This window comes from Pelotomaculum propionicicum (assembly GCF_004369225.1).
Lineage (GTDB): Bacteria > Bacillota > Desulfotomaculia > Desulfotomaculales > Pelotomaculaceae > Pelotomaculum_B > Pelotomaculum_B propionicicum.
The window spans coordinates 58,417-84,243 of record NZ_QFFZ01000011.1 but is presented as its reverse complement, the minus strand read 5'-3'; the positions used below and the strand labels follow the sequence as shown (position 1 = coordinate 84,243).

General features: G+C 52.7%; 23 protein-coding genes. 15 read left to right on the top strand and 8 right to left on the bottom strand.

The window, feature by feature from the left end; genetic code table 11:
• Positions 1-169: 169 nt before the first annotated feature.
• From Pmgp_RS07170 to Pmgp_RS07135, 8 genes are all read right to left on the bottom strand, one after another.
• Entirely contained in the window at positions 170-1,414 is a 1,245-nt protein-coding gene (locus tag Pmgp_RS07170; RefSeq protein WP_427910020.1) for a phenylacetate--CoA ligase family protein, read from the bottom strand.
• A gap of 37 nt (positions 1,415-1,451) precedes the next feature.
• A complete protein-coding gene (locus tag Pmgp_RS07165) occupies positions 1,452-2,042 on the bottom strand; it encodes an indolepyruvate oxidoreductase subunit beta (RefSeq protein WP_134213310.1) in 591 nt (196 codons plus the stop codon).
• Entirely contained in the window at positions 2,039-3,820 is a 1,782-nt protein-coding gene (gene iorA / locus Pmgp_RS07160; RefSeq protein WP_134213319.1) for an indolepyruvate ferredoxin oxidoreductase subunit alpha, read from the bottom strand. The genes Pmgp_RS07165 and iorA overlap by 4 nt, the downstream gene beginning before the upstream one ends.
• Positions 3,821-3,923: 103 nt before the next feature.
• Positions 3,924-4,715, bottom strand: coding sequence for an energy-coupling factor transporter transmembrane component T family protein (locus Pmgp_RS07155; protein WP_192902836.1), 792 nt, complete (start codon positions 4,713-4,715; stop codon positions 3,924-3,926).
• A complete protein-coding gene (locus tag Pmgp_RS07150) occupies positions 4,699-5,553 on the bottom strand; it encodes an energy-coupling factor ABC transporter ATP-binding protein (RefSeq protein ID WP_134213308.1) in 855 nt (284 codons plus the stop codon). Before Pmgp_RS07150 ends, Pmgp_RS07155 begins: the two co-directional genes overlap by 17 nt.
• On the bottom strand, positions 5,553-6,395 hold the full coding sequence (locus tag Pmgp_RS07145; protein ID WP_134213307.1) for an energy-coupling factor ABC transporter ATP-binding protein: 843 nt from the start codon (positions 6,393-6,395) through the stop codon (positions 5,553-5,555). Before Pmgp_RS07145 ends, Pmgp_RS07150 begins: the two co-directional genes overlap by 1 nt.
• Positions 6,396-6,413: 18 nt before the next feature.
• Complete coding sequence (locus Pmgp_RS07140; protein WP_134213306.1) at positions 6,414-6,989, bottom strand: tryptophan transporter; 576 nt, start codon at positions 6,987-6,989, stop codon at positions 6,414-6,416.
• Between the two features lie 261 nt (positions 6,990-7,250).
• The gene (locus Pmgp_RS07135) at positions 7,251-8,198 is read right to left on the bottom strand and encodes a S66 peptidase family protein (protein WP_243119763.1); all 948 of its coding nucleotides are present in this window, start codon (positions 8,196-8,198) and stop codon (positions 7,251-7,253) included.
• A 343-nt stretch (positions 8,199-8,541) separates the two neighbouring features.
• Between Pmgp_RS07135 and Pmgp_RS07130 the strand changes: the two genes are divergently transcribed.
• The 15 genes from Pmgp_RS07130 to Pmgp_RS07060 all read left to right on the top strand — a co-directional run bounded on the left by Pmgp_RS07130 (position 8,542) and on the right by Pmgp_RS07060 (position 25,635).
• A complete protein-coding gene (locus Pmgp_RS07130; RefSeq protein WP_134213304.1) occupies positions 8,542-8,820 on the top strand; it encodes an acylphosphatase in 279 nt (92 codons plus the stop codon).
• A gap of 10 nt (positions 8,821-8,830) precedes the next feature.
• Positions 8,831-9,787 carry an MBL fold metallo-hydrolase gene (locus Pmgp_RS07125; protein WP_134213303.1) on the top strand — a complete coding sequence of 319 codons (957 nt, stop codon included), beginning with the start codon at positions 8,831-8,833 and terminating at the stop codon, positions 9,785-9,787.
• A gap of 80 nt (positions 9,788-9,867) precedes the next feature.
• Positions 9,868-11,271 (top strand): MurT ligase domain-containing protein, encoded by a 1,404-nt coding sequence (locus tag Pmgp_RS07120; RefSeq protein WP_134213302.1) that lies wholly within the window; start codon positions 9,868-9,870, stop codon positions 11,269-11,271.
• Positions 11,243-11,971: a type 1 glutamine amidotransferase gene (locus tag Pmgp_RS07115; protein WP_134213301.1), complete on the top strand. Its 729-nt coding sequence runs from the start codon at positions 11,243-11,245 to the stop codon at positions 11,969-11,971. Before Pmgp_RS07120 ends, Pmgp_RS07115 begins: the two co-directional genes overlap by 29 nt.
• A gap of 61 nt (positions 11,972-12,032) precedes the next feature.
• On the top strand, positions 12,033-12,905 hold the full coding sequence (locus tag Pmgp_RS07110) for a Gmad2 immunoglobulin-like domain-containing protein (protein WP_243119762.1): 873 nt from the start codon (positions 12,033-12,035) through the stop codon (positions 12,903-12,905).
• Between the two features lie 438 nt (positions 12,906-13,343).
• Positions 13,344-15,239 (top strand): PrkA family serine protein kinase, encoded by a 1,896-nt coding sequence (locus Pmgp_RS07105; protein ID WP_134213299.1) that lies wholly within the window; start codon positions 13,344-13,346, stop codon positions 15,237-15,239.
• A gap of 12 nt (positions 15,240-15,251) precedes the next feature.
• Positions 15,252-16,406, top strand: a complete 1,155-nt coding sequence (gene yhbH / locus Pmgp_RS07100; protein ID WP_134213298.1) for a sporulation protein YhbH — start codon at positions 15,252-15,254, stop codon at positions 16,404-16,406.
• Between the two features lie 196 nt (positions 16,407-16,602).
• Positions 16,603-17,859 (top strand): copper amine oxidase N-terminal domain-containing protein, encoded by a 1,257-nt coding sequence (locus Pmgp_RS07095; protein ID WP_134213297.1) that lies wholly within the window; start codon positions 16,603-16,605, stop codon positions 17,857-17,859.
• Positions 17,860-18,323: 464 nt separating this feature from the next.
• The gene (locus tag Pmgp_RS07090; RefSeq protein WP_134213296.1) at positions 18,324-19,745 is read left to right on the top strand and encodes a SpoVR family protein; all 1,422 of its coding nucleotides are present in this window, start codon (positions 18,324-18,326) and stop codon (positions 19,743-19,745) included.
• 210 nt (positions 19,746-19,955) lie between these two features.
• Entirely contained in the window at positions 19,956-21,236 is a 1,281-nt protein-coding gene (locus Pmgp_RS07085; protein ID WP_134213295.1) for an FAD-dependent oxidoreductase, read from the top strand.
• Positions 21,237-21,349: 113 nt separating this feature from the next.
• The gene (locus Pmgp_RS07080; RefSeq protein ID WP_134213294.1) at positions 21,350-21,937 is read left to right on the top strand and encodes a nucleoside recognition domain-containing protein; all 588 of its coding nucleotides are present in this window, start codon (positions 21,350-21,352) and stop codon (positions 21,935-21,937) included.
• 7 nt (positions 21,938-21,944) lie between these two features.
• On the top strand, positions 21,945-22,472 hold the full coding sequence (locus Pmgp_RS07075) for a spore maturation protein (RefSeq protein ID WP_134213293.1): 528 nt from the start codon (positions 21,945-21,947) through the stop codon (positions 22,470-22,472).
• A gap of 96 nt (positions 22,473-22,568) precedes the next feature.
• Positions 22,569-23,297, top strand: coding sequence for a pseudouridine synthase (locus tag Pmgp_RS07070; RefSeq protein ID WP_134213292.1), 729 nt, complete (start codon positions 22,569-22,571; stop codon positions 23,295-23,297).
• A gap of 129 nt (positions 23,298-23,426) precedes the next feature.
• Entirely contained in the window at positions 23,427-23,897 is a 471-nt protein-coding gene (locus Pmgp_RS07065) for a hypothetical protein (protein WP_192902835.1), read from the top strand.
• Positions 23,898-24,180: 283 nt separating this feature from the next.
• Positions 24,181-25,635, top strand: coding sequence for an IS200/IS605 family accessory protein TnpB-related protein (locus Pmgp_RS07060; protein WP_134213291.1), 1,455 nt, complete (start codon positions 24,181-24,183; stop codon positions 25,633-25,635).
• Positions 25,636-25,827 lie beyond the last annotated feature (192 nt).

The following is a 25,827-nucleotide window of genomic DNA, read 5'->3' as shown; positions in this document are numbered from 1 at the left end:
AATACCATATACGGAATTAAAAGCATACGCAATGCTGTGAGCCAATTTCTGAAGAGCCCGGTGCGGGAAATCCGCACGCCGGGTTCCGTGGGGGTTGGGCCACCAAATGGTGGCCCTTCTACCCGGAGATAATGCTGCAGAAAATTACTGCAGCATTACCTTACTCGATCTAGCAGTCTCTATAGTCGAAAACCCTTTTGCTCTTTTTCTCGCTGCGCGGCAGGGAGCCGTGCGGGACGACTTCCACGTCCGCCAGGATCCCGACCCTGGTTTTAATATTTTTGCGCAGCCGGTCGGCGACCTCTTCAAAGCTGCAGTCTTGTTCGCCCTCGACCTTGACCAGGATATTGTCTTTCCCCTGGTCCCTGGCCACAATAATCTGGTACTCGCTGCCGGCTCCATCGGTGATCTTCAGCACGTGGTCCACCTGGCCGGGGTAAATGTTTACCCCCTTGATCTTGATCATATCGTCTGTGCGCCCCAGGATCCTGGCATGCATGGGGTAGGGGCTGCCGCACGGGCACCTGTCGGGGAGGATCCTGGTGATGTCGCGGGTGCGGTAGCGCAGCAGGGGCATACCCTCCTTGGTCAGCGTGGTTACCACCAGCTCGCCTTCCACACCTGGCGGCAGCTGTTTGCCCGTGGACGGGTCAATAACTTCAAATAGCAGGTGCTCGTGCCAGTAGTGCAGGCCGCAATGTTCCGGGCAGTCGATGGATGTGCCCGGGCCGTATATTTCTGTAAGCCCGTAAATGTCAAACGTCTCAATGCCGAGCATTTCTTCGATCCTGGCGCGCATTTTATCACCCCAGCGCTCCGAGCCGATTATACCCAGGCGCAGGCTGATGCGGTCCAGCAGGCCCCGTTTGTGGATTTCTTCCGCCAGCAGCAGCGCGTAGGAGGAGGTAGAACAAAGTACGGTTGTTTTCAGGTCAAGCATCATTTCGATCTGTTTTTCCGTGTTGCCCGGCCCGGTCGGGATGGCCATGGCGCCCAGGCGTTCCACTCCCGCCTGAAAGCCGATCCCCGCCGTCCACAGGCCGTAGCCCGGTGTTACCTGGACGCGGTCCCTGCTGGTTACCCCGGTGAGGGCCATGCAGCGGGCCATCATTTCAGCCCAGGTGGCCACATCGTTGGCGGTGTATGGCACAATCACCGGTTTGCCGGTAGTGCCGGATGAGGAGTGGATTCTCACAACCTGCTCCTCGGGTACCGCCATCAACCCCAGCGGGTAGCCTGTGCGCAGCTCTTCTTTAGTGGTAAAAGGCAGCTGTTCCAGATCCTTTACTGTGCGGACACTGTAAGGGTCAATCCCGGCTTCGCCGAGCTTCCGGCGGTAGAAAGGAGAGTTTTCGTAAAGGTGCGGGACAAACCAGCTCAGTTTTTCCCCTTGTTCTGAAAATATTTTTTCCATAAATGAGTTTGAATTCTTAGGTACAGCCAGAGACATTTTAAGCTACCTCCATAGCCAGGCGCCCAATTTCGAACGCTCGTTTATTGATATCTTTTAACTTGGCCGGAATCAGGTTGAGCACAGACTGCAGCAGTTGGTCCGGTGAAAAGGGAAGTCCCGGCAGCGCCGCAAACGCGCCCAGCATGATCACATTGCCGGTTTTGGGATGGCCGGCCTGGCTTGCCAGGTGGTCGAAATCCAGAAAAACAGCCCGTTGCGCCCGCTCTTCAAGGACACTTATAAAAGCTTCCCGATCATAACTGGACAGCCCAAGCTGCACTGAGACGGGCACAATGGCGGAAGTACTGGCGATAACCGTCCCGCCCGGCTTTAGTTTATTTAAACCCCGGACTGTTTCAGCCAGTTCCAGTCCAAGCAAAAAGTCAGCTTCATGATCCGGTATGATCGCTCCGTAAAGCTGGTCGCCCATACGCACGTGGCTGGTCACGGGACCCTCCCGCTGGGCCATGCCGATGACCTCCGAGGTGCGCACCGTCAGGTTGTTCTCCATAGCTGCCAGCGCCAGCGCCCGGGACGCCAGTACTGAACCCTGCCCGCCGACACCGCTTATAACAATATCCAGCTTCATGATAATACCTCCGTTATCGCCTCAACCGGACAGATCTGGGCGCAGACACCGCATCCAGTGCAGCTGGCGGAGATTTCAGGCCTGCCGCCGGCTTTTCCCATCGCCGGGCAGCCCAGTTCCTCCAGGCAGGCGCCGCATTCGACGCAGATTTCCTGGTTTACAGCGTAGGGCCGGCCTTTTTTAGCCAGCGCCACGCACTCGCGTTTCATAATCACCACAGACAGCCCGGGATAGCTCAAGGCCTCGCTGGCTGCCGCCATAGCCGCCTTGAGATCGTTGGGGTCGACCTCACGCACAAATTCAACCCCGCAGGCCTTGACCAGGCCGGCGATATCCACGCTTTTGGCGGAACTTCCCGTGGCGGTGCGGCTCAGTCCGGGGTGGGACTGGTGGCCGGTCATGGCGGTGGTGCTGTTGTCCAGAATCACTATTGTAATGTCCGCCTGGTTGTGCACAGCGTTGATCAGCCCCGGAATACCGGTGTGGAAGAAAGTGGAGTCCCCCAGAAAAGCCACCTGCCGGCGGCCCGGCTCGGCATGGTGCAGCCCGGTGGCAATGGTAATGCTGGCGCCCATGCACAGGCAGGTGTCCGCGGCGCGCAGCGGCGGCATGGCGCCAAGCGTATAACAGCCGATGTCTCCGGTAAATATCACATCTTTATCTTTGGCGGCTTCTTTAAAAGCAAAGAACGAAGCCCGGTGCGGGCAGCCGGCGCAGAGCACGGGCGGCCGCAGGGGCAGCTCCGGCAAAGGCGCGGTCTCCTGCGCAGCAGGCGATGTCTTAAAGAACTTTTCGATAAATGTTTTTACCCGGTCGACGTTGAATTCACCTTCACGCGGCACCAGGCTGTCGTTTTTGCCTGATATGCCCGCTGACAGGCGGTGACGCCAGGCGAGCGAAATGACCTGGTCTTCCACAACGGGCTCCTGTTCTTCGATTACCAGGACTTTTTCGGCGTGTTTGAGCAGTTCCAGCACATCGCTGTGGGGCAGGGGATACGGAGTGCCTATTTTTAGCACGGAAGCTTCCAGCCCCGCCAGCAGCAGCGCTTCCTGCACATAGTTATAGCTGACGCCGCAGGCGATAACGCCGTAAGCGGAGTTTTCCTTGATGGTTAACTGGTTGAAAGGTGACTGTTCGAAAATTTTTCTGGCGGCTTCCTGCTGCCCGTTCAGCCAGATGTGTTTGCGGGCGGACAGGTTGGGGAAAATAACCCAGTTGGGGCTTTTCACAAAACCCGCGGTTTGCCGGCGCTCTCCCGGCCCATCCTCGATGAAAACGTCCTGGCAGGCGTGGCAGGTCCTGGTGGTAGGCCGCAGAATCACCGGCAGCAGCAGTCTCTCTGAAAGTTCGAAGGCCCATTTGGCCATTTCTTTGGCTTCCCGCGGGTCAGCCGGGTCCAGGACGGGCAGTTTGGCGAGCTGGGCGAACCTGCGCGTGTCCTGCTCAGTCTGGGAACTGTGCGGGCCGGGATCGTCGGCCACCACAATTACCAGACCGCCTTTCACGCCAATATAGGCCAGGCTCATCAGCGGGTCCGAGGCCACATTAAGCCCCACCTGCTTCATGGCCGCCAGTGCCCGCGCCCCGGCGTATGACGCGCCGGCGGCTATTTCCAGGGCCACTTTTTCGTTGACCGACCATTCCGCGTAAAACTCGTTAGCCCTGGCCATACCGGCCAGGGTCCCCAGGATTTCCGATGAAGGTGTGCCGGGATATGCCGCGGCAACCTGCACGCCGGCTTCAACGGCGCCGTGCGCGATTGCTTCATTGCCCATTAGTAGTTTTAAAGCCAAAAACAGCCCCCCTTGAGATATGCTTGGCGGATACAGGCATGGTGTTTCCCTGGTGAGTGAGGGGGAGTAACACTATGTCTTTTGATCACATGACGCCCAGGCCTTTAACGCGGGCTGTGACACCCAGCACCAGCAGCAGCAGCAGAACAGCAGTAAGGAGGTAGTCAGCGCCGCGCATTTTAGGCTCTTTAAAATAAGTTCGACGCCCGCCGCCGTAACCCCTTGTTTCCATGGCCATCGCCATGTTTTCCGCCTTGTTTAATGAGATCAGCACCAGCGGCACGGTTACTGGGGCGTACGAACGGATTTTTTTGAAAGGGTTAAACCCTTCCACGGCATGACCCCTGGCCTTCTGAGCGTCAGTGATCTGCCTGACCTCACCCAGAAAAGTGGGGATAAACCGCAGGGTGGTCATAAACATAAAGGCGTAATCATAGGGCATTTTAAATTTTTCCACCATGGTCAGCACCATATCCTGAATCCGGGTAGTGGCGAGGAGTACCAGAAAACTCAGCACCAGTGACAGCATCCTGGCGGCCATGGCCACTCCTGATAGGATACCATAATTTGTGACCGGCAGGTAGCTGGTTTGAGGGATCAGGTGAAAAATAACCTGCCCCTGGTCGTAGAAGAGGGCCTGGATCAGCAGGAGGATCAGGGCGAATACCGACAACCCCGTGATCGCCGGCAGCAGGTTTTTGAGGACGCGCCCCGCCGCCGCCACCAGCAGCACTGAGGCCAGCAGGCCCAGCAGGTAGCGGTAGTCGTTAAACAAAAGCCCGCAGGCCAGGGTGAAAAGCGCCCAGAAAATCTTGGTGGCGGCGTTAAGCCGGTGGACCGGCGAATCTTTTTGAATATATTCAACCGCAGCAGCCAATTTTATCAGCCCTCGCTTTCTGCAGCAGGTCATACATTTCTCTGACGCTGATCACGTCGGGAGGGATGGCGCGCTTGCCGAGTTCCTGCGCCAGGAGAGTGATCTGGGGTGGCTTAAGGTAGCTTCGGGCCAGAAGTTCCGGCTGGGCGAATACCGCACGCACCGGAGCGTCAGCCAGGATTTCACCCTCACACAGGACCACTGTCCTGGCGGCGTAGCGCGCCACCAGGGACATATCGTGGGTAATAAAGACGATGGTATGGCCTTTTTCATGCAAATTTTTTACCATTTCCATGATCTGGACCGACTCCCGGTAATCCTGGCCGGTGGTCGGTTCATCCAAAACAATCACTTCGGTGTGCATGGCCAGTACGGAGGCCAGGGCCACCCGCTGCCGCTGGCCTTTGCTCAGGTTAAAGGGATAAGTCGCGTAGTGGCCGGTAAGCCCCACCGCTTCCAGCGCTTCGTTTACCCGGCGTTCAATTTCTTCAGCCGGCAGCCGCAGGTTTTTCAGGCCGAAGGCCACTTCTTTGCCGACCGTGTCGTGAAAGATCTGGTGGTCGGGGTTTTGAAAGACATAACCGACTGTGCGGGCCAGGGTGGAAACCTTTTGAGGTCCTGTGTCCCGGCCGTTGATGTACACACGTCCGGATGACGGCTTGAGCAGGCCGTTGAAATGTTTTACCAGGGTTGTTTTGCCGGAGCCGTTTTGTCCAATGACAGCCAGGCACTCGCCCCTGCCGATTTCCAGTGAAATGTTTTTCAGCACCGGCTGCGCGCCGTTATATTGGTAGGTCAGGTTTTCAACTTTGATCAGGGGTTGCCTGGCTGCTGTCATCAGCTTCGCACCAGCCTTTCGATATAGATACGGGCCTGTTCCACGGTCAGGGGCAGGGAGTATTTGTCGCTGCCCCCCAGCATGCCCGCCAGTTTAGTCACCTGGGGTATTTTCACGCCAATTGCCTGCAGTTCCCGCTGTCTGGCAAAGACCTGCCACGGCTCTCCGTCCATGACCAGGGCGCCGTCGTCCAGAACCAGGATCCTACCGGCATGGGCGGCCAACTGCTCTGTTTTTTGTTCAACCACCAGCACTGTGATCCCGTGTTCATGGTTGAGGCGGCTGAGCACCTGAAAAACCTCCTCGGTGCCCACCGGGTCGAGTTCAGATGTAGGTTCGTCCAGGAGCAGGATTTCCGGCCGCATGGCCAGGGCGCAGGCGATGGCCACTCTTTGTTTCTGCCCGCCCGAGAGCCCTATGGTGGAGCGGTGGCGCAGGTCCGGGATGCCTGCAAGCTCCAGGACTTCTGAAATTCTCTTCTCCATTTCCACCGGCGCGAAGCCTAGGTTCTCCAGTCCAAAGGCCAGTTCCTGCTCCACTTCGGAGGAGATGATCTGTGCCTCCGGGTCCTGGAAGACGCTGCCCACCAGGCGGGAAATCTGGGCGGTGCTTTTATTGAAAATTGATAAGCCGTCGAGTTCGATCCGGCCGGTGGCCTCGCCCCCCTGAAAGTGGGGAATAATACCGTTCAGGCAGCAGGCCAGGGTGGTCTTGCCCGCCCCGGTCGGCCCGGTGATGCCGACAAATTCCCCTTTGGCTACGCTCAGGCTGATGTCTTTAAGCGCCGGCCGCGCGGCCTGGGGGTAGCGGAAAGTGAAGTTTTTGATCTCCAGAATGGCCATGCCTGTATCCCTCGCATGCTATATTTTTAGGAATTTTTTAGCAGGAGCGTAAAAAATCTGGTTTAAAACCGCATTGATTGCAGTTACCGGTATTACTACGGTAATAAAGGCCGCGTTCCAGGCAACCATCATTTTTTCGGGCGGCAGGTTCAGCGCGAATTTAAAGTTAAGTGTGATGTACAAAAGGCCACTTACCAGAGTGCCTATAGCCGCAGCCAGAATAGGCTTGAATGAATAGTTTTTCACAGAGAATTCCGGCAGGTAGCTGACAATAAGAGCGCAGGCCAGCGCGCCGGCCGGTTCGGAGATCAGGTTCAGGTAGGGGATGGGTGACTTGGAGAAGATCATTGCCACGGCGCCGCCGACCAGGCCGATACCCAACGCGCCCCCGATATTCGGGCGGAGCAGCAGGATGGCCAGGCAGTACATGGCTATAACGAAGTTTGGTGTGATTCCGGCAATGGGAGGTGTAACTGCGCGCAGCACAGCGCCGATGGCCAGCAGCACCGCCACCACGGCTAGCTGCTTGGAGCGCACCATTTTCGAACCGGTGGAAATAAAGCTGTCAGTTTCAATTGATTGGGTGTTGGACATTTTATGAAAACCTCCTGATAAATTAAAATTTAAGATTAGTCCCTGCAATAACAAAACCGGGCGTGAGCCCGGCCTGATTGCAAAATAAAAAAACACTCAGCTTGCCTCGCCTCAGCTCACCTCATACTCAGCTCACCTCCGTATGTGATTGTCGGTTTTAGTCTCCTCTAACTCCTGGGGCTTCCCCAGCTCAATAGTTATTTTATCACAAGCTGTAAGTGTTGTCATTAAAAAGTTTATTTATTTTATGATAAATTTACCTTATTTAAATGGTGCAACTACTGCTGGTTCAATTATAACCAGTTGGCACCGGCCCGCGTCTATTTGAGCTTTCACGCCCAGCGGCATTGTTACTTTAGAGGCGCCGTGCCCCGGGCCCAGGCCGTAAAAACAAGGGATTTTCAGGCGGTTAAACAGGTCGGCTGTTATTTCCCCACAGGTGAAAGATGCGCTTTTATCGCCCGCCTCACAGTCGACAAATTCCCCAAAGACAACCCCGGCGGCTTTGTGCAGCTTGCCGGCCAGGTAAAGCTGCCGGAGCATGCGGTCTACCCGGTAAGGCTCTTCGCCCACCTCCTCCAGAAAAAGTATGGCGCCCCTGGTATCTATTTCATAAGGGGTGCCCAGCGTCGCGGCCACCAGGGAGAGGTTGCCCCCGATCAGCCGGCCGCGCGCCCTGCCGGGATAGATTGTGTGAGTCATGGCGCCAGGTGCCGCCGGCACCGGCCCTAAAGGGTGATAACTGGTTAGGGCTTGATAAAAGTGGTTCACTGTAAAATCGCCCGGTTCCAGCCCAAAGTCAGAAGCCAGCATAGGGCCGGAAAAGGTTACCAGGCCGGCTTTTTGCCAGATCGCCAGCTGCAGCGCGGTGATATCGCTGTAACCAACCAGTACCTTCGGCCGGCTCTTGATGATCCGGTAATTTATTTGGCGCAGGAGCCTAAGCGTGCCGTATCCTCCCCGCAAACAGAGGATGCCGTCGATGCGCGGGTCAAGAAACATGCGGTGGAGGTCGGCAACCCTTTCGCTGTCGGTGCCTGCTAAATACCTGTCGCTTTTCAGGGCGTTAGGCGCAAGGACCACCCTGAAGCCCATTTCCTCCAGTGTCTTTTTGCCTCGGGCTATAAAGTCAGGGTTGCCGCAGGGGCTGGCGGGAGCGATAATCCCCAGGGTAGAACCAGCCTTCAAGGCAGCTGGTTTTCTAATCAATCCAACCCCCCCTCTCCAATCAAGGGCATTCCATTGGGGACATTCCTTGATTCATACAGTAAACCAGCTACACTGTCAGATAACTTTTCTCAACACAGACAAACTTTTGCCGTCATCAAACCAAAGAGGTGTGTCCCCTTTCCATTGACATTGCTCCACTATAATCTATGACTCACATACCAAACTATTGCTCGCCCAGTGGACTGATTGTATAATAAATCAGAAGGGGACAAGAGCCTTCTCATAATATGTATCACCGGTAAGAATTAGCATGATTGCAAATTTTTACCGTTTTTTGTTATAATAGTTTTTGTGATGAATAGGATTAACAGGAGGAGAAGAAATGGCAAATGTAAGAGCGCATGTCATCATCAGCGGCATGGTCCAGGGGGTATACTTCCGGGCGGAAACGCGGGACCAGGCGCTGGCGCTGGGAGTAACCGGCTGGGTCAAAAACAGGCCGGACGGCAGTGTGGAAGGTCTTTTTGAAGGTGAGCGGGATAATGTTGAAAAACTGATTGCCTGGTGCCGCCAGGGGCCGCCGGAAGCAGAGGTTTCGGATGTAGAGGTGGCCTGGGAAAAGTATTGGGGAGAGTTCACCAAATTCAAAATCACTTTTTGAGGAGAAAACCATGCTGGAAATACACACTATCTCAGTGCCCACACCTTACGTCCCGGGCCCTACCAACGCCTACCTGATTAAAAACCATCCCTGCACTCTGGTCGACCCCGGGCCGGAGACTGAGGAGGCCAGGAAGGGCCTGCTGGAAGGCCTGTCTTCTTTGGGTATCGGCCTGCAGGATATCAGCAGGGTTGTCATCACCCATAGTCACTCCGACCACAGCGGTCTGGCCAGGTGGATCAATGAACAGGCCGGGTCTGAGATTTATGTCCACAAATCGGAAGAGCGCAAACTGCAGAAGGATTACATATATTACCATGAGAGGCTGCCATTTTTGGCAGAAGCAGGCATACCGGAAAATGTTCTGAACGAGATTTTTGAGGATAAGGACCCGGTAGTGAAGCCGGTGCTGCCGGAATCAGGCGTGGTGCTGGTGCATGGCGGGGAAGAGCTTGACTTTACGGGAGGCACAGCCACAGTCCTGCATCTGCCGGGGCACTCCAGCGGCCATATTTGTCTTTTTGAGCAGGCCAGCGGTATACTGCTGGCCGGAGACTTCATACTCAAACATATCACACCCAACCCGGTGATGGAAGCTGACCCGGCTGATTACAGCAAAAGGACGCCTGCTTTGCGGCAATACCTGGCAGGGCTCAGGCGGGTGGAAATGATGAAGATAGGGCTAATCCTGCCAGGACATGGTAAAACTATTGATAACAGCGCGGAAACAATGGTAAATGCTCAGAAACACCATGCCCGGCGGTTGGAGGCTTGTCTCGCCAAACTGACAGGACGCCCTTTAAACACTTACCAGTTAATGCGGGAGTTTTACCCCAAAATCAGGGGCTTTCAAATCTATCTCGGCATCTCTGAAATATTTGCCCACCTGGATTATCTGGTGGAAGAAGAGCTGGCTGCCAGGGAAGAGCGCGGCGGTGTTTCTTACTATACCAAAAAAAGCGCTTGAAGCTTTCGGCCATGTATGACAAATTGAACCGGGGCATAGTTTTAAAGCGTCTAATATTTAGATGAAAGAGGAGCATTAATTTGGGATTCAGGTTATCAGCAGCTATCTTAGCAGGAAAAGCCGCTGCCAGGCTCAGCCGCGCTTGTGGCTACAGGGGCACTTCCCTGCCTGGACTGGTCGCCCGCAAGATCTGCCCGGCCGCCTTAATAGACCTGTCCGCCCAGGTGCGCAGGGGCATCATTGTGGTCAGCGGCACCAACGGCAAGACCACAACCACCAATATGATCGCCGGAGTACTTGGGGACGCCGGCTATAAGGTTATCGTCAACCGGGAAGGCTCGAATATGATCAGCGGGGTTACCGCCGGTTTCGTGGCTAATTCCGCGGTCAGCGCGCATGTTGACTGTGATTATGCCGTGCTTGAGGTGGATGAAGCTTCCATGCCGGCAGTCCTGGAGGAGACAAACCCCAAAGTAGTGCTTCTTACTAATTTTTTTCGGGATCAGCTGGACCGTTACTGGGAACTGGATAAGATCATCGGTGTGATCAATGATTCTTTACAAAAGCTAAAAAAGTCGACCACCCTGGTGTTAAATGCCGATGATCCCCTGGTGGCTCAACTCCGGGGTAAAACCGGCCTGCCGGCCATCTTTTACGGGCTTTCCGGATATGAGCTCGCCAGGAAGACCAATACGCAAACCAGAGAAGCAAAGTTTTGCCCCTGCTGCGGCTTTGCGCTGGTCTACGAATTTTTTAACTACGGGCAGCTGGGCACTTATTACTGTCCGAACTGCGTTTTTCAAAGGCCTGAGCTCCAGGTTGAAGCCCTGGGTACGGTCTCCAAAAGCAACGTGAACTGCTGCAGGATCAGGTATAAAAAGGGTGAGGCCTCCCTGGTTATTCAGGCGCTTGGACTTTATAACCTTTACAATGCCCTGGCTGCTTTCACAGTTGGTCTGCACCTGGGTATCAACGTCAGGACCATTCTGAACAGCCTGAAGAAATACCAGCCGGTTTTCGGCCGCATGGAAAGGTTCACCTATAAAAGGAAACCGGTTTATTTAAACCTGGTTAAGAACCCTACCGGGTTTAACGAAGCATTAGCCGCTCTTTGCGACGCTGAAGGAATGAAAGACGTGTTTATTGCCGTCAATGACAATTACGCGGACAGCAGGGATATATCATGGCTTTGGGATGTTGACTTTGAGCTGCTGGGCCGAGAACACCAGGCATTTGAAACTTTTATCTGTTCGGGCAGGCGCGCGGAAGAAATGGCCCTGCGCCTTAAATACGCGGGTGTCCCGGTTGAAAAGATTACAGTCAATAACAATATGCGCCTGGCTATAGAGCAGGTGCTGTCAGGCCCCGCGCAGGCCTGTTATCTCTTTCCCACTTATACTGCCTTGTGGCCGGCGCACAAGATACTGGAATTCCTGGCCGTGAAGGGGAACGCCGATGATCAGCGCATGCCATCTGTATCCTGATTTACTGAACCTGTACGGGGACCGCGGCAACATTATAGCCTTCCGGCAGCGCTGCGAATGGCGCAACATCCCCGTGAAAATAAAGAGCATCAGCCTGGGCGATAAAATTGAATTTAAAGATTACGACTTTGTTTTTCTCGGCGGCGGCTCCGACCGCGAGCAAAACCTGATTGCCGCCGACTTGATGAAACGGAGAGACCGGTTAAAGGACGCCATTGAAGGCGGGCTGGTGGTGCTGGCCATCTGCGGGGGGTACCAGCTTCTCGGCAAGTACTACCAGACAGCTGAAGGCAAACAAATTCCCTGCCTGGATATTCTCGACCTGTATACCACGGCGGGCAGCAAGCGGCTGGTGGGAAACCTGGTTGTCGAAGTTAAACTTGGCGGCAAGCCGTTGAAGGTGGTTGGTTTTGAAAACCATTCCGGCCGCACTTACACCCGCTCTGTCAAGCCTCTGGGGAAAGTCCTATGCGGCAGCGGCAACAACGGCAGTGACGGGCTGGAGGGAGCGCGCTACAAGAATGTGTACTGCTCATACCTGCACGGGCCGCTGCTGCCCAAAAACAGCGGGCTTACCGACAGGTTGATCAGCCTGGCGTTAAAGAGAAGGGGTATGGAGTATCATCTGAAACAATTGGATGACAGCCTGGAAGAGTCCGCCCGCAGGGTCATGCTGGACAGGCTGGGCTTGCGGATGTAAGTATTAGAGGGTTTTTTTTATTCCTGTGGAATATTTAATATAGATGCAAGGAGGTGTTACTGTGAACCAAAAAGTTAAAAGGTTTCTGGTGATATCATGTTTCCTGGCGCTGACGCTGGCGATTTCAGCTTTCCTGGCCGCCTCCTGTACCACCATCGGCAAGAAAGAGACGGTTCCCTCTCAGGAAAACGCGGCGGCGCCGGAAGAACAAAAGCTGAATGTGGCTGTCTATTATGTCAAAATGACCGAGAAAGACGCCTACCTGGTCAGAGAGGTGCACCAGGTCCCTCCCACCAAGGAAGTGGCCAGGGCGGCGCTGGAAGAATTGATTAACGCCAACCCGGTCAGCCCCGGCGCGGCACGGGTGCTGCCGGCCGCCACCAAGATTAAAGGCATCAACATTAATGACGGCCTGGCGACAGTGGATTTTTCACAAGAAGTACTCAGGGCTAACACGGGCGCCTCCGGGGAAGCCTTGGGTATTCAGAGCATAGTCAACACGCTGACGGAATTCCCCGAGATTAAGAAGGTCTCATTTATGGTGGAAGGTAAAGTGGACCAGGCGGCCATGGACTGGTGGGGGCACGTCGGGTTGTACGAACAGCCTTTTTCTAGAGATGTGTCAGTGGTTAAAGAGCCCGCCATCTGGGTGACCAGCCCGGCGTCCAACCAGAAAGTGGGGTCGCCTCTGCAGGTGGCCGGCAGCGCCATGGTTTTTGAGGCTACAGTCAACATGAGGCTCAAAGATGAATCCGGCAAGACCATAGCCGAAAGTTTCACGACAGCCACACAGGGGGCGCCCGGCAGGGGCCAGTTTGAGAAATCGCTTGCCTTTAACGCTCCCTCACCAGGGCGCGGCGAGTTGGAAGTATTCTGGATCAGCCCGAAAGACGGCAGAGAGTTGGATAAAGTAGTGGTGCCGGTGAACTGGTAGTCAAAGGTAATCATGGATATAAAAAATGCCACAATTTCCTGTGGCGTTTTTTATTTATAATATTTTAAGTCCTTCTTTTGACCTGTGCCAGTCGCGAGAATAGAATATATGTTCGCATCGGCAGAAAAATTTTCAGAATCTAAATTCTCTTAAAAATTGCCCTCTGCCTTAATTTATAAGCCAGGGGCCACCAACCCAGTTAATTTTGCCGCAGTTTTTTGTGGCTTTTTTTATTTGCAATTAATACCTTATATAAGTAATAAATGGGGACTAAATATTTTTGAAAATTGACATTATATGTAAACCGGACGCCCGTACAGGCCGCTCACATTCTTCTTTTTGCCAGTTTCGCATATAATGTAGTATTCGTTCTAGTTTTAGTTCCCGCCTGAAGTGGAAGTCGGCAGGTTTTGAAACTGTTAGAGAAGGAGTGAAACTATGGATTTCCTGAAACGTATAGAAGAATACCGTTCCCTGGAAAAGCAGCTTGCCTGGGAAGGATCTTTCAAAGATTACCTTGAGCTTGTCAGTGTAAGGCCTGATGTCTGCCAACTTGCCCACGCCAGGATTTATAATATGATCAAGTTTGCCGGGGTTGAAGAGAAAGAGGCGTCAAAGCAGTACAATTTCTTTTCTTCCGAGCTCTTCGGACTGGAAAAGACCCTGGAGAAGTTAGTTGAGGAATACTTTCACCCGGCGGCGCGGCGCCTGGACGTGCGCAAGCGGATCCTGCTGCTGATGGGCCCGGTAAGCGGCGGCAAATCAACCCTGGTGGCAATGCTGAAAAAGGGCCTGGAAAGGTACAGCAGGACAGACGAAGGAGCTTTATACGGGATCAAGGGCTGCCCTATGCACGAGGAGCCCCTGCACCTGATTCCCAGGGAATTAAGAGAGGAATTCCAAAAACTTTACAATATCTATATTGAAGGGGAGCTTTGCCCTTCCTGCCGCATGATGGTGGATGTGGAGTACGGAGGCAATATTGAAAAGGTGCCGGTGGAGAGAGTGTTTTTATCCGAAGACAACCGGGTGGGCATAGGCACTTTTACCCCGTCTGACCCGAAGTCACAGGACATCGCCGACCTTACCGGCAGTATGGACTTTTCCACCATCACCGAGTACGGTTCCGAATCCGACCCCCGCGCCTACCGTTTTGACGGGGAACTGAACATTGCCAACAGGGGTATGATGGAGTTCCAGGAAATGCTGAAGTGTGATGAAAAGTTTCTTTGGAACCTGCTCAGCCTTTCCCAGGAAGGCAACTTTAAGGCTGGGCGCTTCGCGCTCATTTATGCGGACGAGATGATCGTGGCCCATACAAATGAAAACGAGTACAAGAGTTTCATCAGCAATAAAAAGAATGAGGCCCTGCAGTCCAGGATCATCGTAATAAAGATACCGTATAACTTGAAAGTAAGCGATGAAATAAAGATCTACGAAAAGCTGATCAAGCAGAGTGACCTGCGCAACATTCACATCGCGCCGCACGCTTTGCGGGTAGCCAGCATCTTTTCGGTCCTGTCCAGGCTGAAAGAATCTAAAAAGCAGGGTATGGACCTGGTCAAAAAAATGAAGCTTTACGACGGTGAGGATGTGGAAGGTTTCAAGCAGAAGGACCTGAACGAATTGCAGGTGGAAGCTGTTGACGAAGGTATGAGCGGTGTTGACCCCCGCTACGTGATTAACAGGCTTTCTTCAGCCCTGATCCGGACTTCCACCCAGTGCATCAACCCGCTGGATGTCCTGCGCGCCCTGAAGGAAGGCCTGGACCAGCATGCATCAATCACCAAGGAGGAAAAAGACCGCCTGCTCAATTTTATTTCTATAGCCCGCAAAGAGTACGATGAAATGGCCAAAAAAGAAGTGCAGAAAGCTTTTGTATATTCCTATGAGGAGTCAGCCAAAGTTTTATTCGACAACTACCTGGATAATGTTGAGGCGTACTGCAACGGCGTTAAGCTGAAAGACCCGATTACTGACGAAGAACTAGACCCGGACGAGAAATTGATGAGGTCCATTGAGGAACAGATCGGTGTCTCAGAGAGCGCCAAGAAAGCTTTTCGTGAGGAAATACTGATCAGGCTGTCCAGTTATGCCCGCAAAAACAGGCGCTTTGATTATAATTCGCACGAGCGCCTGCGGGAAGCCATTGAGAAAAAGCTTTTCGCCGATTTGAAGGATGTTGTGAAAATCACCACTTCCACCAAGACGCCGGATGTCGAGCAGTTAAAGAGGATCAACCAGGTCAGCGCCAGGCTGATCGCCGACCACGGGTACTGTCCCAACTGCGCCAACGAGCTGCTCAAGTACATCGGCAGCCTGCTTAACCGCTAGGGGGTGGTGCGCATGCCTGGGTCAAGTTTTATCATTTCGAGAGAGGACTGGTCGCTGCACCGCAAAGGTGAGATGGACCGGCAGAGGCACAGGGAAAAAGTGCGGGAGGCTATTAAAAAAAACCTGGCGGACATCGTGAGTGAGGAAAGCATTATCATGCACGACGGCCGTAAGATAGTTAAGGTGCCTATCCGCTCCCTGCATGAATACCATTTCCGTTTCGACTTCGGCAAGCAGAAGCATGCCGGCCAGGGGCAGGGGGACAGCAAACAGGGCGACGTCATCTTCAGCGAGCCCCAGCACGGGCCGGGCAAAAGCAAGGGGGCCGGGAATGAGCCGGGGGTCGACTACTATGAAGCGGATATCACTGTCGACGAACTTGCCGAAATGATTTTTGAGGACCTGGGGCTGCCCAACCTGGAGCAGAAAAAGAAGCCGGAAATGGCTGCCGATTCCCTGGAATTCAAGGACGTCCGCAAGAAGGGCATATCCAGTAACATTGACCGTAAGCGCACCATCATGGAGGCTGTCAAGCGCAACGCCGTCAAAGGCGGCACTGACCCGCTGACAATTACACCTGAAGATTTGCGCTTTAAAACATGGGAGGTTACCTATAAATACGAATCCAACGCCGTGGTCCTGGCGATGATGGACACTTCAGGATCAATGGGGCCATTTGAAAAATATATCGCCCGCAGCTTTTTCTTTTGGATGGTCCGCTTTCTGCGGACCAAGTACAACAATGTTCATATCGTGTTCCTGGCCCACCACACCGAAGCCAAAGAAACCACGGAAGAGGAGTTTTTCACCAAGGGCGCCAGCGGCGGCACCCGCTGCTCATCAGTTTACAGGCTGGCCCTGGAGATCATTGAAAAGCGGTACAGCCCCAGCGACTACAACATCTATGCCTTTCATTTCTCGGACGGGGATAACCTGGCATCGGATAATGAAAATTGTGTCAAAACCATCAACTCTCTGCTCGAGGTATGCAACATGGTGGGATACGGGGAGATCGAAGGGCCGTACTACTATACCAGCACACTGCGCACGGCTTTTAAAAAGGTGCAGAATAACAAGTTTACCTGTGTGACGATTAAAGACAAAAGCGGTGTCTATCCGGCCTTGAAAAAGTTCTTTGCCCAGCAGCCCGGCCAGGCGTCAAGTTAAAAAGAGTTCAGGCAGGCAGCTGGAAGTTCTGGTTGACCTGCCTTTTTTATTTGGATCCCAATAATTGTTTGCCTGGACCTGTCACAACGTTGAAGTTGAATGTGTTATAATCTAAGAGGATAATTTTGCCCGCTTGCGTCAAAGGAGGTGCGAGGCTTAATTTTGGGGTAAAAAAATTACTGGAGGTTGTTGGATTATGAAAAGAAAACTCTTTGTGGCTATTATTTTCTTGATGCTTCTTGCAGTTACTTCATTCCCCTCTTTCGCGGCCGGGAACCCGCAGCTCCAGGTCAACGGAGATATAGTGCCCGCGCCCGGACTCAGTCTTGAAAACAGTATCAGTATGATTCCTGTTGATGTTTATGCCCGCCTTGCCGGCGCTGATACGGACTCATCCGCTGATGCTGTCACAATTACTGAGAATGGGACCACTATGCAAATGACCCTGGGCTCGCAGGAAGCAATACTGGGGGACAAGTCCGTATCGCTGCCGGCTGAACCGGTCAATAAAGACGGCAGTATTTTAATTCCACTCCGCGCGGTCAGCAGCGCCTTTGGTTTTGAAGTCGGCTGGGACGCTGAAAAAAGATTGGTCACTTTAACCCGCTCTGAAACCAGGGACGGTCTGAGTGTGTCCGACCTGCTGGCTAAGTCGACAGAGGCCAGCCTTGTTTACAACACTTATTCCATGGAAGGCCTGGTCAATATTGGCTTGGACCTGACCACGGACGGCAAGGCTGATAGGCAGGCGCCGCGCAGTATGACCACCAAATTAACCGGCCAGATCCAAAACAAACCGCTGCAGGTATATATGAATCAAATCATAACCATGCCTGGCGCCGGAGGGACTAATCAGGAAACAACAGTGGAAGTTTTCATGACCCAGGAAAAAATGTACATCAAAGCGCCGGGACAGGGTTGGATGGCATCACCCATGCCTTTTTCTCCCGAATTTTGGCAACAGCAGCAGGACATCCAGTCCGATCCCTTAAAAGCAGCGGCACTGTTGAAGGAAATGGGCATTCTCTTGAACTTCGGCAATGATACCGTGGTGGACGGCACTGGTTATTACGTGGTTAACGCGACCATGGATATGGACAAATTCAAACAGGGTTACGAAAAAATATTACAGCAGGCTGTGCAGAGCCTGCCGCAGGGAGCGCCTGCCAATCCTGCTGAAATGCAGGCTGTCATGCAGAAGCTCCTGGAGAACGCCCAGTTTGATTACAGTTACTCTGTGCTGATCAACAAGGAAACACTAATCAGCGATATCATTAAATTTGACGGCCGCATGATCATAACCCTGGACAATCCGCAGGCCGGGGCGTCAGGGGAACCGGGCCAGATGAAAATGGACATGAGGTTTAAAGGAGACATGAGCATCAGCGGCCTCGGCGGTGCGTTTATCGCGCCGGATGTCAGCTCTGCCACTGAATTGACAGTTCCACAGTAAAAACGACATCAATTAGGTAATAATTATTTTTAACCCCAAGGAGCAGATCACAGCTGATTTGCTCCTTTTCCCTTCTGGCCTAAATATGTAGGTTCGGATTTATCCGAACATTCCAGTGGGGACATACCTCGTCAGTAAAAGGAATACCTGAAATTGAGGTGTGTCCCCTGACCTTAGCCGACTGAAGTCGCACCTACGGTTTCGGTCGTCGGTCGTCGGAGGTGGGACGTCGGTATCCTGCATTGCTTCTCAGCTTTTTTGACCATATGAATCTTCATGCATACCTACGCCCTACCCACACCTTACGGCCTACGATTTATTTTTCTCACGGCCCACGTCTCACTTCTCACGTCTCAAAAGGCCAGCTACAACAAGAACCGCCCCCCGTTTGCCTCGTTGTTTTTGGCGGGGTTGGCAATTAAAATTTCTTGCCGGCATATTGTATATCCAGGAGGGATGAACTGATGAACCCAAAAGAAGAAATAAAGCTGCTGGAACAAGCTTTGGTGAAGATCACCGCCAAGGCCAGGGATTACGGCCTGGATTTTTACGATATGTATTTTGAAATTTGCCCGGCTGATATCATCTACACCTTTGGGGCCTACGGCATGCCTACCCGCTACTCACACTGGACCTTTGGCAAATCTTATCATAAAATGAAGACCCAGTATGATTACAACCTCGGGCGCATCTACGAGATGGTGATTAACTCCAACCCCTGCTACGCTTTTTTGTTGGAAGGCAATACCCTGATCCAGAACAAGCTGGTCATGGCCCACGTCCTGGGGCACTGTGATTTTTTCAAGAATAACGCTTATTTTAAAAACACTTCCAGAGACATGGTCGAATCCATGGCGGCGGCGGCGGAGCGCTTCCGGGGCTATGCGTTCAAGTACGGCCACGACCGGGTCGAGACGTTTATTGATGCTGTTATAGCCATCCAGGAGCATGTGGAACCGAGGGTCAGAGTCAAAAATAAGAAATCTGAATCCCCGCGGCAGCAAAAAAGCTGCCGGGCAACAGCTCCCGAAACTCCTTACGACGACCTCTGGCTGTTGGACGAGAAGCAGGAAAATGACTGCGACAAATGTAAACAGGCAAAAAAATTTCCGGAAGAACCGGAAAAGGATCTGATGTTGTTTATAATCCAGCACAGTAAAGAGCTGGAGGACTGGCAGCGCGACATTATGTCGGTAGTGCGCCATGAGATGCTCTATTTCTGGCCGCAGATGGAGACTAAAATAATGAACGAGGGGTGGGCCACGTACTGGCACCTCAGGATCATGCGCGAGATTGATCTTGACGAGGCGGAAGCTCTGGAATTCGCCAAAATGCACTCCGGGATCATCCAGACCTCACGCGCCCGCATAAATCCTTATCACCTTGGACTGAAGATATTTGAGGACATAGAAAAGAGGTGGGATAACCCGTCCCCGGAAGAAAAAGAAAAGCTGGGCCGCCCCGGCGGTGACGGCAGGGAAAAGATTTTTGAAGTGCGGGCGGAGGAAAATGACATATCTTTTTTGCGCAATTACCTTACCAGGGAACTGATCGACGAACTGGACCTGTATTTATACAAGAAGACAGGTTACGAGTGGAAAATCTCAGACAAGGAATGGGAAACGGTGCGGGACGGCATTGTCAACAGCCTCACCAACTGCGGCTACCCGTACATACTGGTGCAGGACGGGGACTTCAACAAGCGGGGCGAGTTGTATTTAAAGCACAGTTTTGAGGGAACCGAACTAGACGTGATTTACCTTGAAAAAACACTGCCCCATGTTTACACCTTATGGGGCAGGCCGTCGCACCTGGAAACAGTGCTTGACAACAAGCCGGTCCTCTTTTCATATAACGGCGAAAAAGTAAGTAAAAAATTTTTATAAAGTTATAAGTTGTAGGTGAGAATTTATTTAAACAATGTTGCAATGGATTCAAATTAAATTAATTTCTACTTTGTAGGGGATATGGGTTTGCCATATCCCCTCTTTGCGCTAAGCCAAACATCTATTTCATGTTAAGCCTTTTATTGGTAAACAGGTGAAGCCTTTAGTAAGGCTTTTGAATATACTGTCCTGTAAGGGAGTGGCTTTGCTATGGTTGTCGTCATCGTGGGCGGAGGCTGGGCCGGGTGCGCGGCGGCATACTCGGCCAGGGCGGCCGGGGCCAGGACAGTGCTGCTGGAGAAAACAGACATGCTGCTGGGCACGGGACTGGTCGGCGGGATTATGCGCAACAACGGGCGTTTCACCGCCCTGGAAGAGGTGCGGGCGCTTGGCGCCGGTGATTTCATAAGGGTTATTGAAGAGGCCGCGACCCACCGCAGGGTCGACTTTCCGGGGCACCGCCACGCCATGCTGTACGATGTGACCAGGATCGAGCCAGCGGTCAAAAATTTGCTGTTGTCCCGCGGTGTGCAGTTAAAGCTGCAGAAAAGAGTTGTCTCCGTCGCCAAACAAAACAACCTGATAACAGATATAACCACTGCTGATGGAGAAACGGTCAAAGGCGACGTTTATGTGGACTGTACCGGTACCGCTGGACCGGCCGCCAACTGTACCCGTTTTGGCACCGGGTGCGCCATGTGCATCCTGCGCTGCCCCACTTTCGGCCCCAGAGTAAGCTTCACAGCCAGTGCCGGAGTCGAGGAAATCAGGGCGGGGGAGGGATTTCCCCATTTTGAAGCGATGAGCGGGTCATGCAAGCTGGACAAAAAGTCCTTAGCCGCGGCGCTGGTTAAAGAATTAGAAAACAAAGGTGTTTTGGTCATGCCGCTGCCGCCGCACCTGCAGAAAGCCGAACAGCTGGCCAGAAAAGCCTGCCAGCAGTACGCTACCAGCGACTTTTTTGAAAACCTGATTATCCTGGACACAGGGCACGCCAAGCTCATGACCCCGTATTTTCCCCTGGAAATCCTCCGCACCCTGGATGGTTTTAAAGACGCCCGCTACGCTGATCCTTACTCCGGCGGCAGGGGTAACTCAGTCCGCTTTATGGCCATTGCTCCCTGCGATGACAGCCTGCGGGTACCGGGCGTGGCTAACTTGTTTTGCGCCGGCGAAAAAACCGGCCTGATTGTCGGGCATACAGAGGCCATAGTCACCGGCTTCCTGGCCGGGCACAACGCGGTACGGCTGATAGACGGCAAAGAGCCGCTTTCTTTGCCGGCTGAACTGGCCTGCGGCGATATCATCTCCTATATGCACGAAGAAATGAAAACACCGGCAGGCCTGGGGCAAAAGTACACCTTCTCCGGCTCAGTCTACTTTCAGCGGATGCGGGATTTGGGACTGTATACGACAGATGCGGCCGCCATCAAGGAAAAGGTTGCCAGGACAGGATTGGCCGGTGTGTTTAAAAAGCGCTTGCTTGACTAGCTTAGCAGGTTTTTCATTTCTTCCAAAACACCCTTCTCTCCCATTATTTGTAATATTCACGTCCTTTTTTTCATAGTGATATAATAGACAACCCTGGGGGCGGGGGTATTTTTATGGTAAATTTCGTTTGGCTGGGTATGATTGTCTTCGGCATCATCGTGGCAGCTGTCAACGGCAACATTGAGGTTATAACCAAAGCGGCCCTGGACGGCGCGAACAGCGCGGTCAAGATCTCGATCAGCCTGATAGCCATCATTACTTTCTGGCTGGGCATTATGAAGCTGGCCGAGGAGTCCGGCCTGGTCCGGGCTCTGGCCTGGCTGGTGCGCCCGGTGCTGCGCTTTCTGTTTCCCAGCGTGCCTAAAGACCACCCGGCTATGGGGGCCATTGTCTTGAACCTCAGCGCCAATATCCTGGGGCTGGGCAACGCCGCCACACCGATGGGCCTGATCGCCATGCGGGAGCTGCAAAGCCTGAACCGGGACAGCGATACCGCTTCGGAAGCGATGTGCACCTTCCTGGCCTTAAACACTTCGTGCGTTACTTTAATCCCCACCACGATCATAGGTATCCGCCTGCTTTACGGCTCCACCGACCCTACGGACATAGTGGGGCCGACCATCATGGCCACAGCATTCAGCATGGTCGCGGCCGTTATTGTGGACCGGGTGCTGCGCCTGATCTATTCCGGCAGGAGGTGAGGTCAGATTGGAGATTGTCGCCGAACTGTCCCGCTGGGCCATACCGGTCATTCTCCTGGTCGTGCCTGTGATTGCCGTCCTGCGCGGTGTCAAGGTATATGAAACATTTGTGGATGGGGCGGAAGCAGGTTTTGCCACAGCCATTAAAACCATCCCGTACCTGGTGGCGATGATCGTGGCTATAAGTATTTTCCGGGCCTCGGGGGCGATGGAAGTGCTGGTGGCCGCGCTTTCCCCGGCCCTTAATTTTATCGGTTTGCCGGCGGAGGTGCTGCCCCACGCCATCATGCGCCCGCTGTCCGGCGGGGCGGCGCTGGGCATAGCTTCAGATATAATAAAAACTTACGGGCCGGACAGCTTCTTAGGACGCCTGGTGTCCACCATGCAGGGCAGCTGTGACACCACCTTTTATGTTCTAACCCTTTATTTTGGCTCGGTCGGTATCAAAAAGTACAGGTATTCGGTGTTTTTAGGGCTGGTGGCCGATTTTACCACGCTGTCTGCCTCTGTGTTTATTGTCAGGACAATGTTTTAGGCCAGCCTGGCTGCAATTGACAACCCATGCCTATTTCTGTTAAATTTTTAAGGACATTCGATATGTCCTTAAATCTTTTAAGGAATGGAGATCTCTATGGAACGGCTGCAAAAATTCATGGCCAGGGCGGGGGTGGCCTCGCGGCGCCGCTGCGAAGAGCTGATCACTTCAGGTATAGTAAAAGTGAACGGCAAAGTGGTCAGCCGGCTTGGCGCCAAGGTGGACCCCGCCAAAGACAAAATACAGCTTGGCAGCGAAACGCTTTTGGCAGAGACACAAAAACATTATATTTTGATGTATAAGCCCCGCGGTTATATCACTACCATGAGTGATGAAAAGGGGCGCAAAAAAGTAACCGATCTCTTGAAACCAGGCGCCGGCAGGGTCTACCCGGTCGGCAGGCTTGATTACGACAGCGAAGGGCTGCTGCTGCTTACCAACGATGGTGATCTGACCTATGCTTTAACCCACCCCGGGCGCCGGGTCCCCAAGACCTACCAGGTCCGGGTGGCAGGAGTGCCGGAGCAGGTGAAACTGGAGCAAATGGCCGGCGGCCTGACGCTGGAGGACGGTCCTACCGCCCCGGCCAGGGTGCGCCTCACGGGAGAAAGAGAGGGCAACGCGCTGCTGGAAATCACCATTTACGAGGGGCGCAACCGCCAGGTGAGGCGGATGTGCGAGCATATAGGGCACCCGGTCCTCCGCTTGAAAAGAATAAGGTTCGGCGGCCTTGATCTTGTAGGCTTGCGGCCGGGGCAGTACCGCCATCTCAGAGGAGAAGAAGTGGCCAGGTTGAAAGAAAAGGCCGGCCTGAAAGAAAAATAATTAACACTGTCCATAATGTGGCTTTATTAGTATAGAATGGAGTTTGTGAGCAGGAGTTTAACGGGCAGGGTAGAATTATCAAAACATAATGTGTTTTAGAGATGCCCAATGATTGCGGGAGGGATACTTTTGCCTAAGAGCCAGGGTGCCGACGGCACAGGTGATAGGGACGGTGTTTTATTGAAAGTCCGTCTTGATTTTAAGGGTACGGGCAAGCCCGGGCGGTTTTTGTTCGGGGGCAAGCCCACAGACAGGTTAGCCGAAGAGGCGAGGGAGCAGCAGGCAGCTGTTTTCCGCAACGTGCCCATACAGGGCATACAGATTATGGACATAGACGCCAGTGCCGACGTGTACACTGTTTATGATGACCTGGCCAACAATGACACGGCTTATGCCCCGCTGGTGCTCACCGTTAAAGCCGACAGCCTGGAAAACGTGGTCCGTTTCATTGCCAGGGATGATTTCAGAAAAATAGAAATACTTGACCCGGCCTTTCTCACCTTAAACCACTCAGACATTGAAAGGCTGCTTTTCAAAGTGTACGAGGAAATGAAAGAATTCAGGCAGAAGTTGGAGAAAAAATATAACTTGAGCAGGTGAAACCAGTGAACTGCCGCGAGGCGTTCCTGTAGGAAAGACAGTTTGAGTTTGTTTGCTTTTAAGTGGACGCTCCGGTATAATATTGTCAGGAGGTTAGCAACTGCTACAAAATAGAGAAATAAAACTAAACATTAATTAATAAAACATTTTTAAACAAACCATTGACACGAACACTTGTTTTATTAAAATAATGGTAAGGGGTGGTGTCAATGGATAAATTATTAGTATCCCGTCAGGTGGTAAGGATATCAGGTTTAACAGGTTTTGGGGGAGATGTTCGCCAATGAAGACCACAGTTAAAGGCGTCATCCTCCAGATTAATGAACAGGGAAAAACCTATCTGGACAACCTGATGGACAGCTTTTGCGCTGCCGTGCGCTGGTCATACAAGAGACTCTTGGACATGTGGAAAATTCAGGACATAAGATTGGCTGTCCAAGGAAAATTCAGTCTAAATTCCCGCCAGGCCAATGACGCCGTTTACGAAGCCCAAACGACGATAAGATCGCAAAAAGAACTGGTCAAATTAAACCGCAGCAATACTAAAAAGAGAGTAGAACTTACCAAAAGCCGCTTAAAAAAAGCACGGTCAAAAAAGAAAAAAGCAAACCTGACCAGAAAGCTGAACAAAGAACAACGCCGCCTTGCAGAATTACAAAAACATATGGAAAACAGCGCTACTCCACCGGTGCTATTCGGCGGCAAAAAGCTATTTATTGAACGGTGCAAAGGCAATATCAGCCACGAACAATGGCAGGAAGCCCGGAGCAATCGCTACCTCTCTAGGGGCGACAAAACCAAAGGCGGCAATCTCAACACCAGACTGTACGCAAAAGACGGCAATATTTATCTGGACATAGCTGCCGAACCAATAGAAACAGACAAAGTCATCAGGTATAACCGGATCACCGTGCCCGTCTACCTGGCCCACAAGCCCTCCCAAAAGACAGGGCGAATCAATGGACGCAATTACCGGCAGATGGTGTTAAATTACCTCAAGGCCGGTAATGCCTATCAAGTAGAAATCATCCGGGAAAACGGGCGCTATTACATCCACGTTACCATTGAAGAAGAAACACCCCAGGCTTACGTTGCCCGTAACGGCGCAGTGGGAGTAGACACCAACCCGGACGGTTTGGGCATAACCCGTGCAGATTACCTGGGGCAGTACAGAGAAAGCCTGTGGTTGCCACAAGGAGAGTGGACCTACACCAGGAGCAACCGGCGGGATAACCTGATCGGAGAAGCCACGGCTTTGGTGGTAGAACTGGCAAAACAATTAAATAGCATCTTGGCCGTAGAAGATTTGGCCTTCAAAGACGACAAGTCAGTGACAGCAAAATTCAATAGAATAAGCCACAGCTTTGTCTGGTCAAACTTCTTAGAAAAAGTAGAGCGCGGGGCAGCCAGGGCCGGAGTGCCCCTGGTTAAAGTAAAACCACCATTTACATCCACCATAGGGATTTTAAAATACCAGCAGCAATATGGCATATCAAATCACGAAGCAGCCAGTTACGTTATTGCCAGGCGGGCTCTTGGGTACAGCCGGGAAAAAGTGCCGAAACCCTTGAATAACAAGTTCATCATAGAAAAAGAAAATTTTTCAAAACTCTCCAACTGGAAGCAGTGGAGCGCAGTAAAGAAGGCGGTTATGGCCGCTACAAAAAAACAAACAAGACAGGAGGCGCAAAGTCTGGTTTCATGGCAGCATTACAGAAAACAAATGATAGTAGGGTAAACCCTTAGCCATAGAGTTTGCGGGAGTATGGCGCGGTACACGCGGTGAAAGGCCGTCGCCGTACAGTCAAGAACCCAGGCGGTGGGTAACACCCCCTTCCGGGTAGTACGGATAGCCGAAAGGTTAACGGCGGCATAAGCCACCCGGAATGTAAGTGAAAGCTTACAGCTCAGCAGTTGAATCCTGTGACGC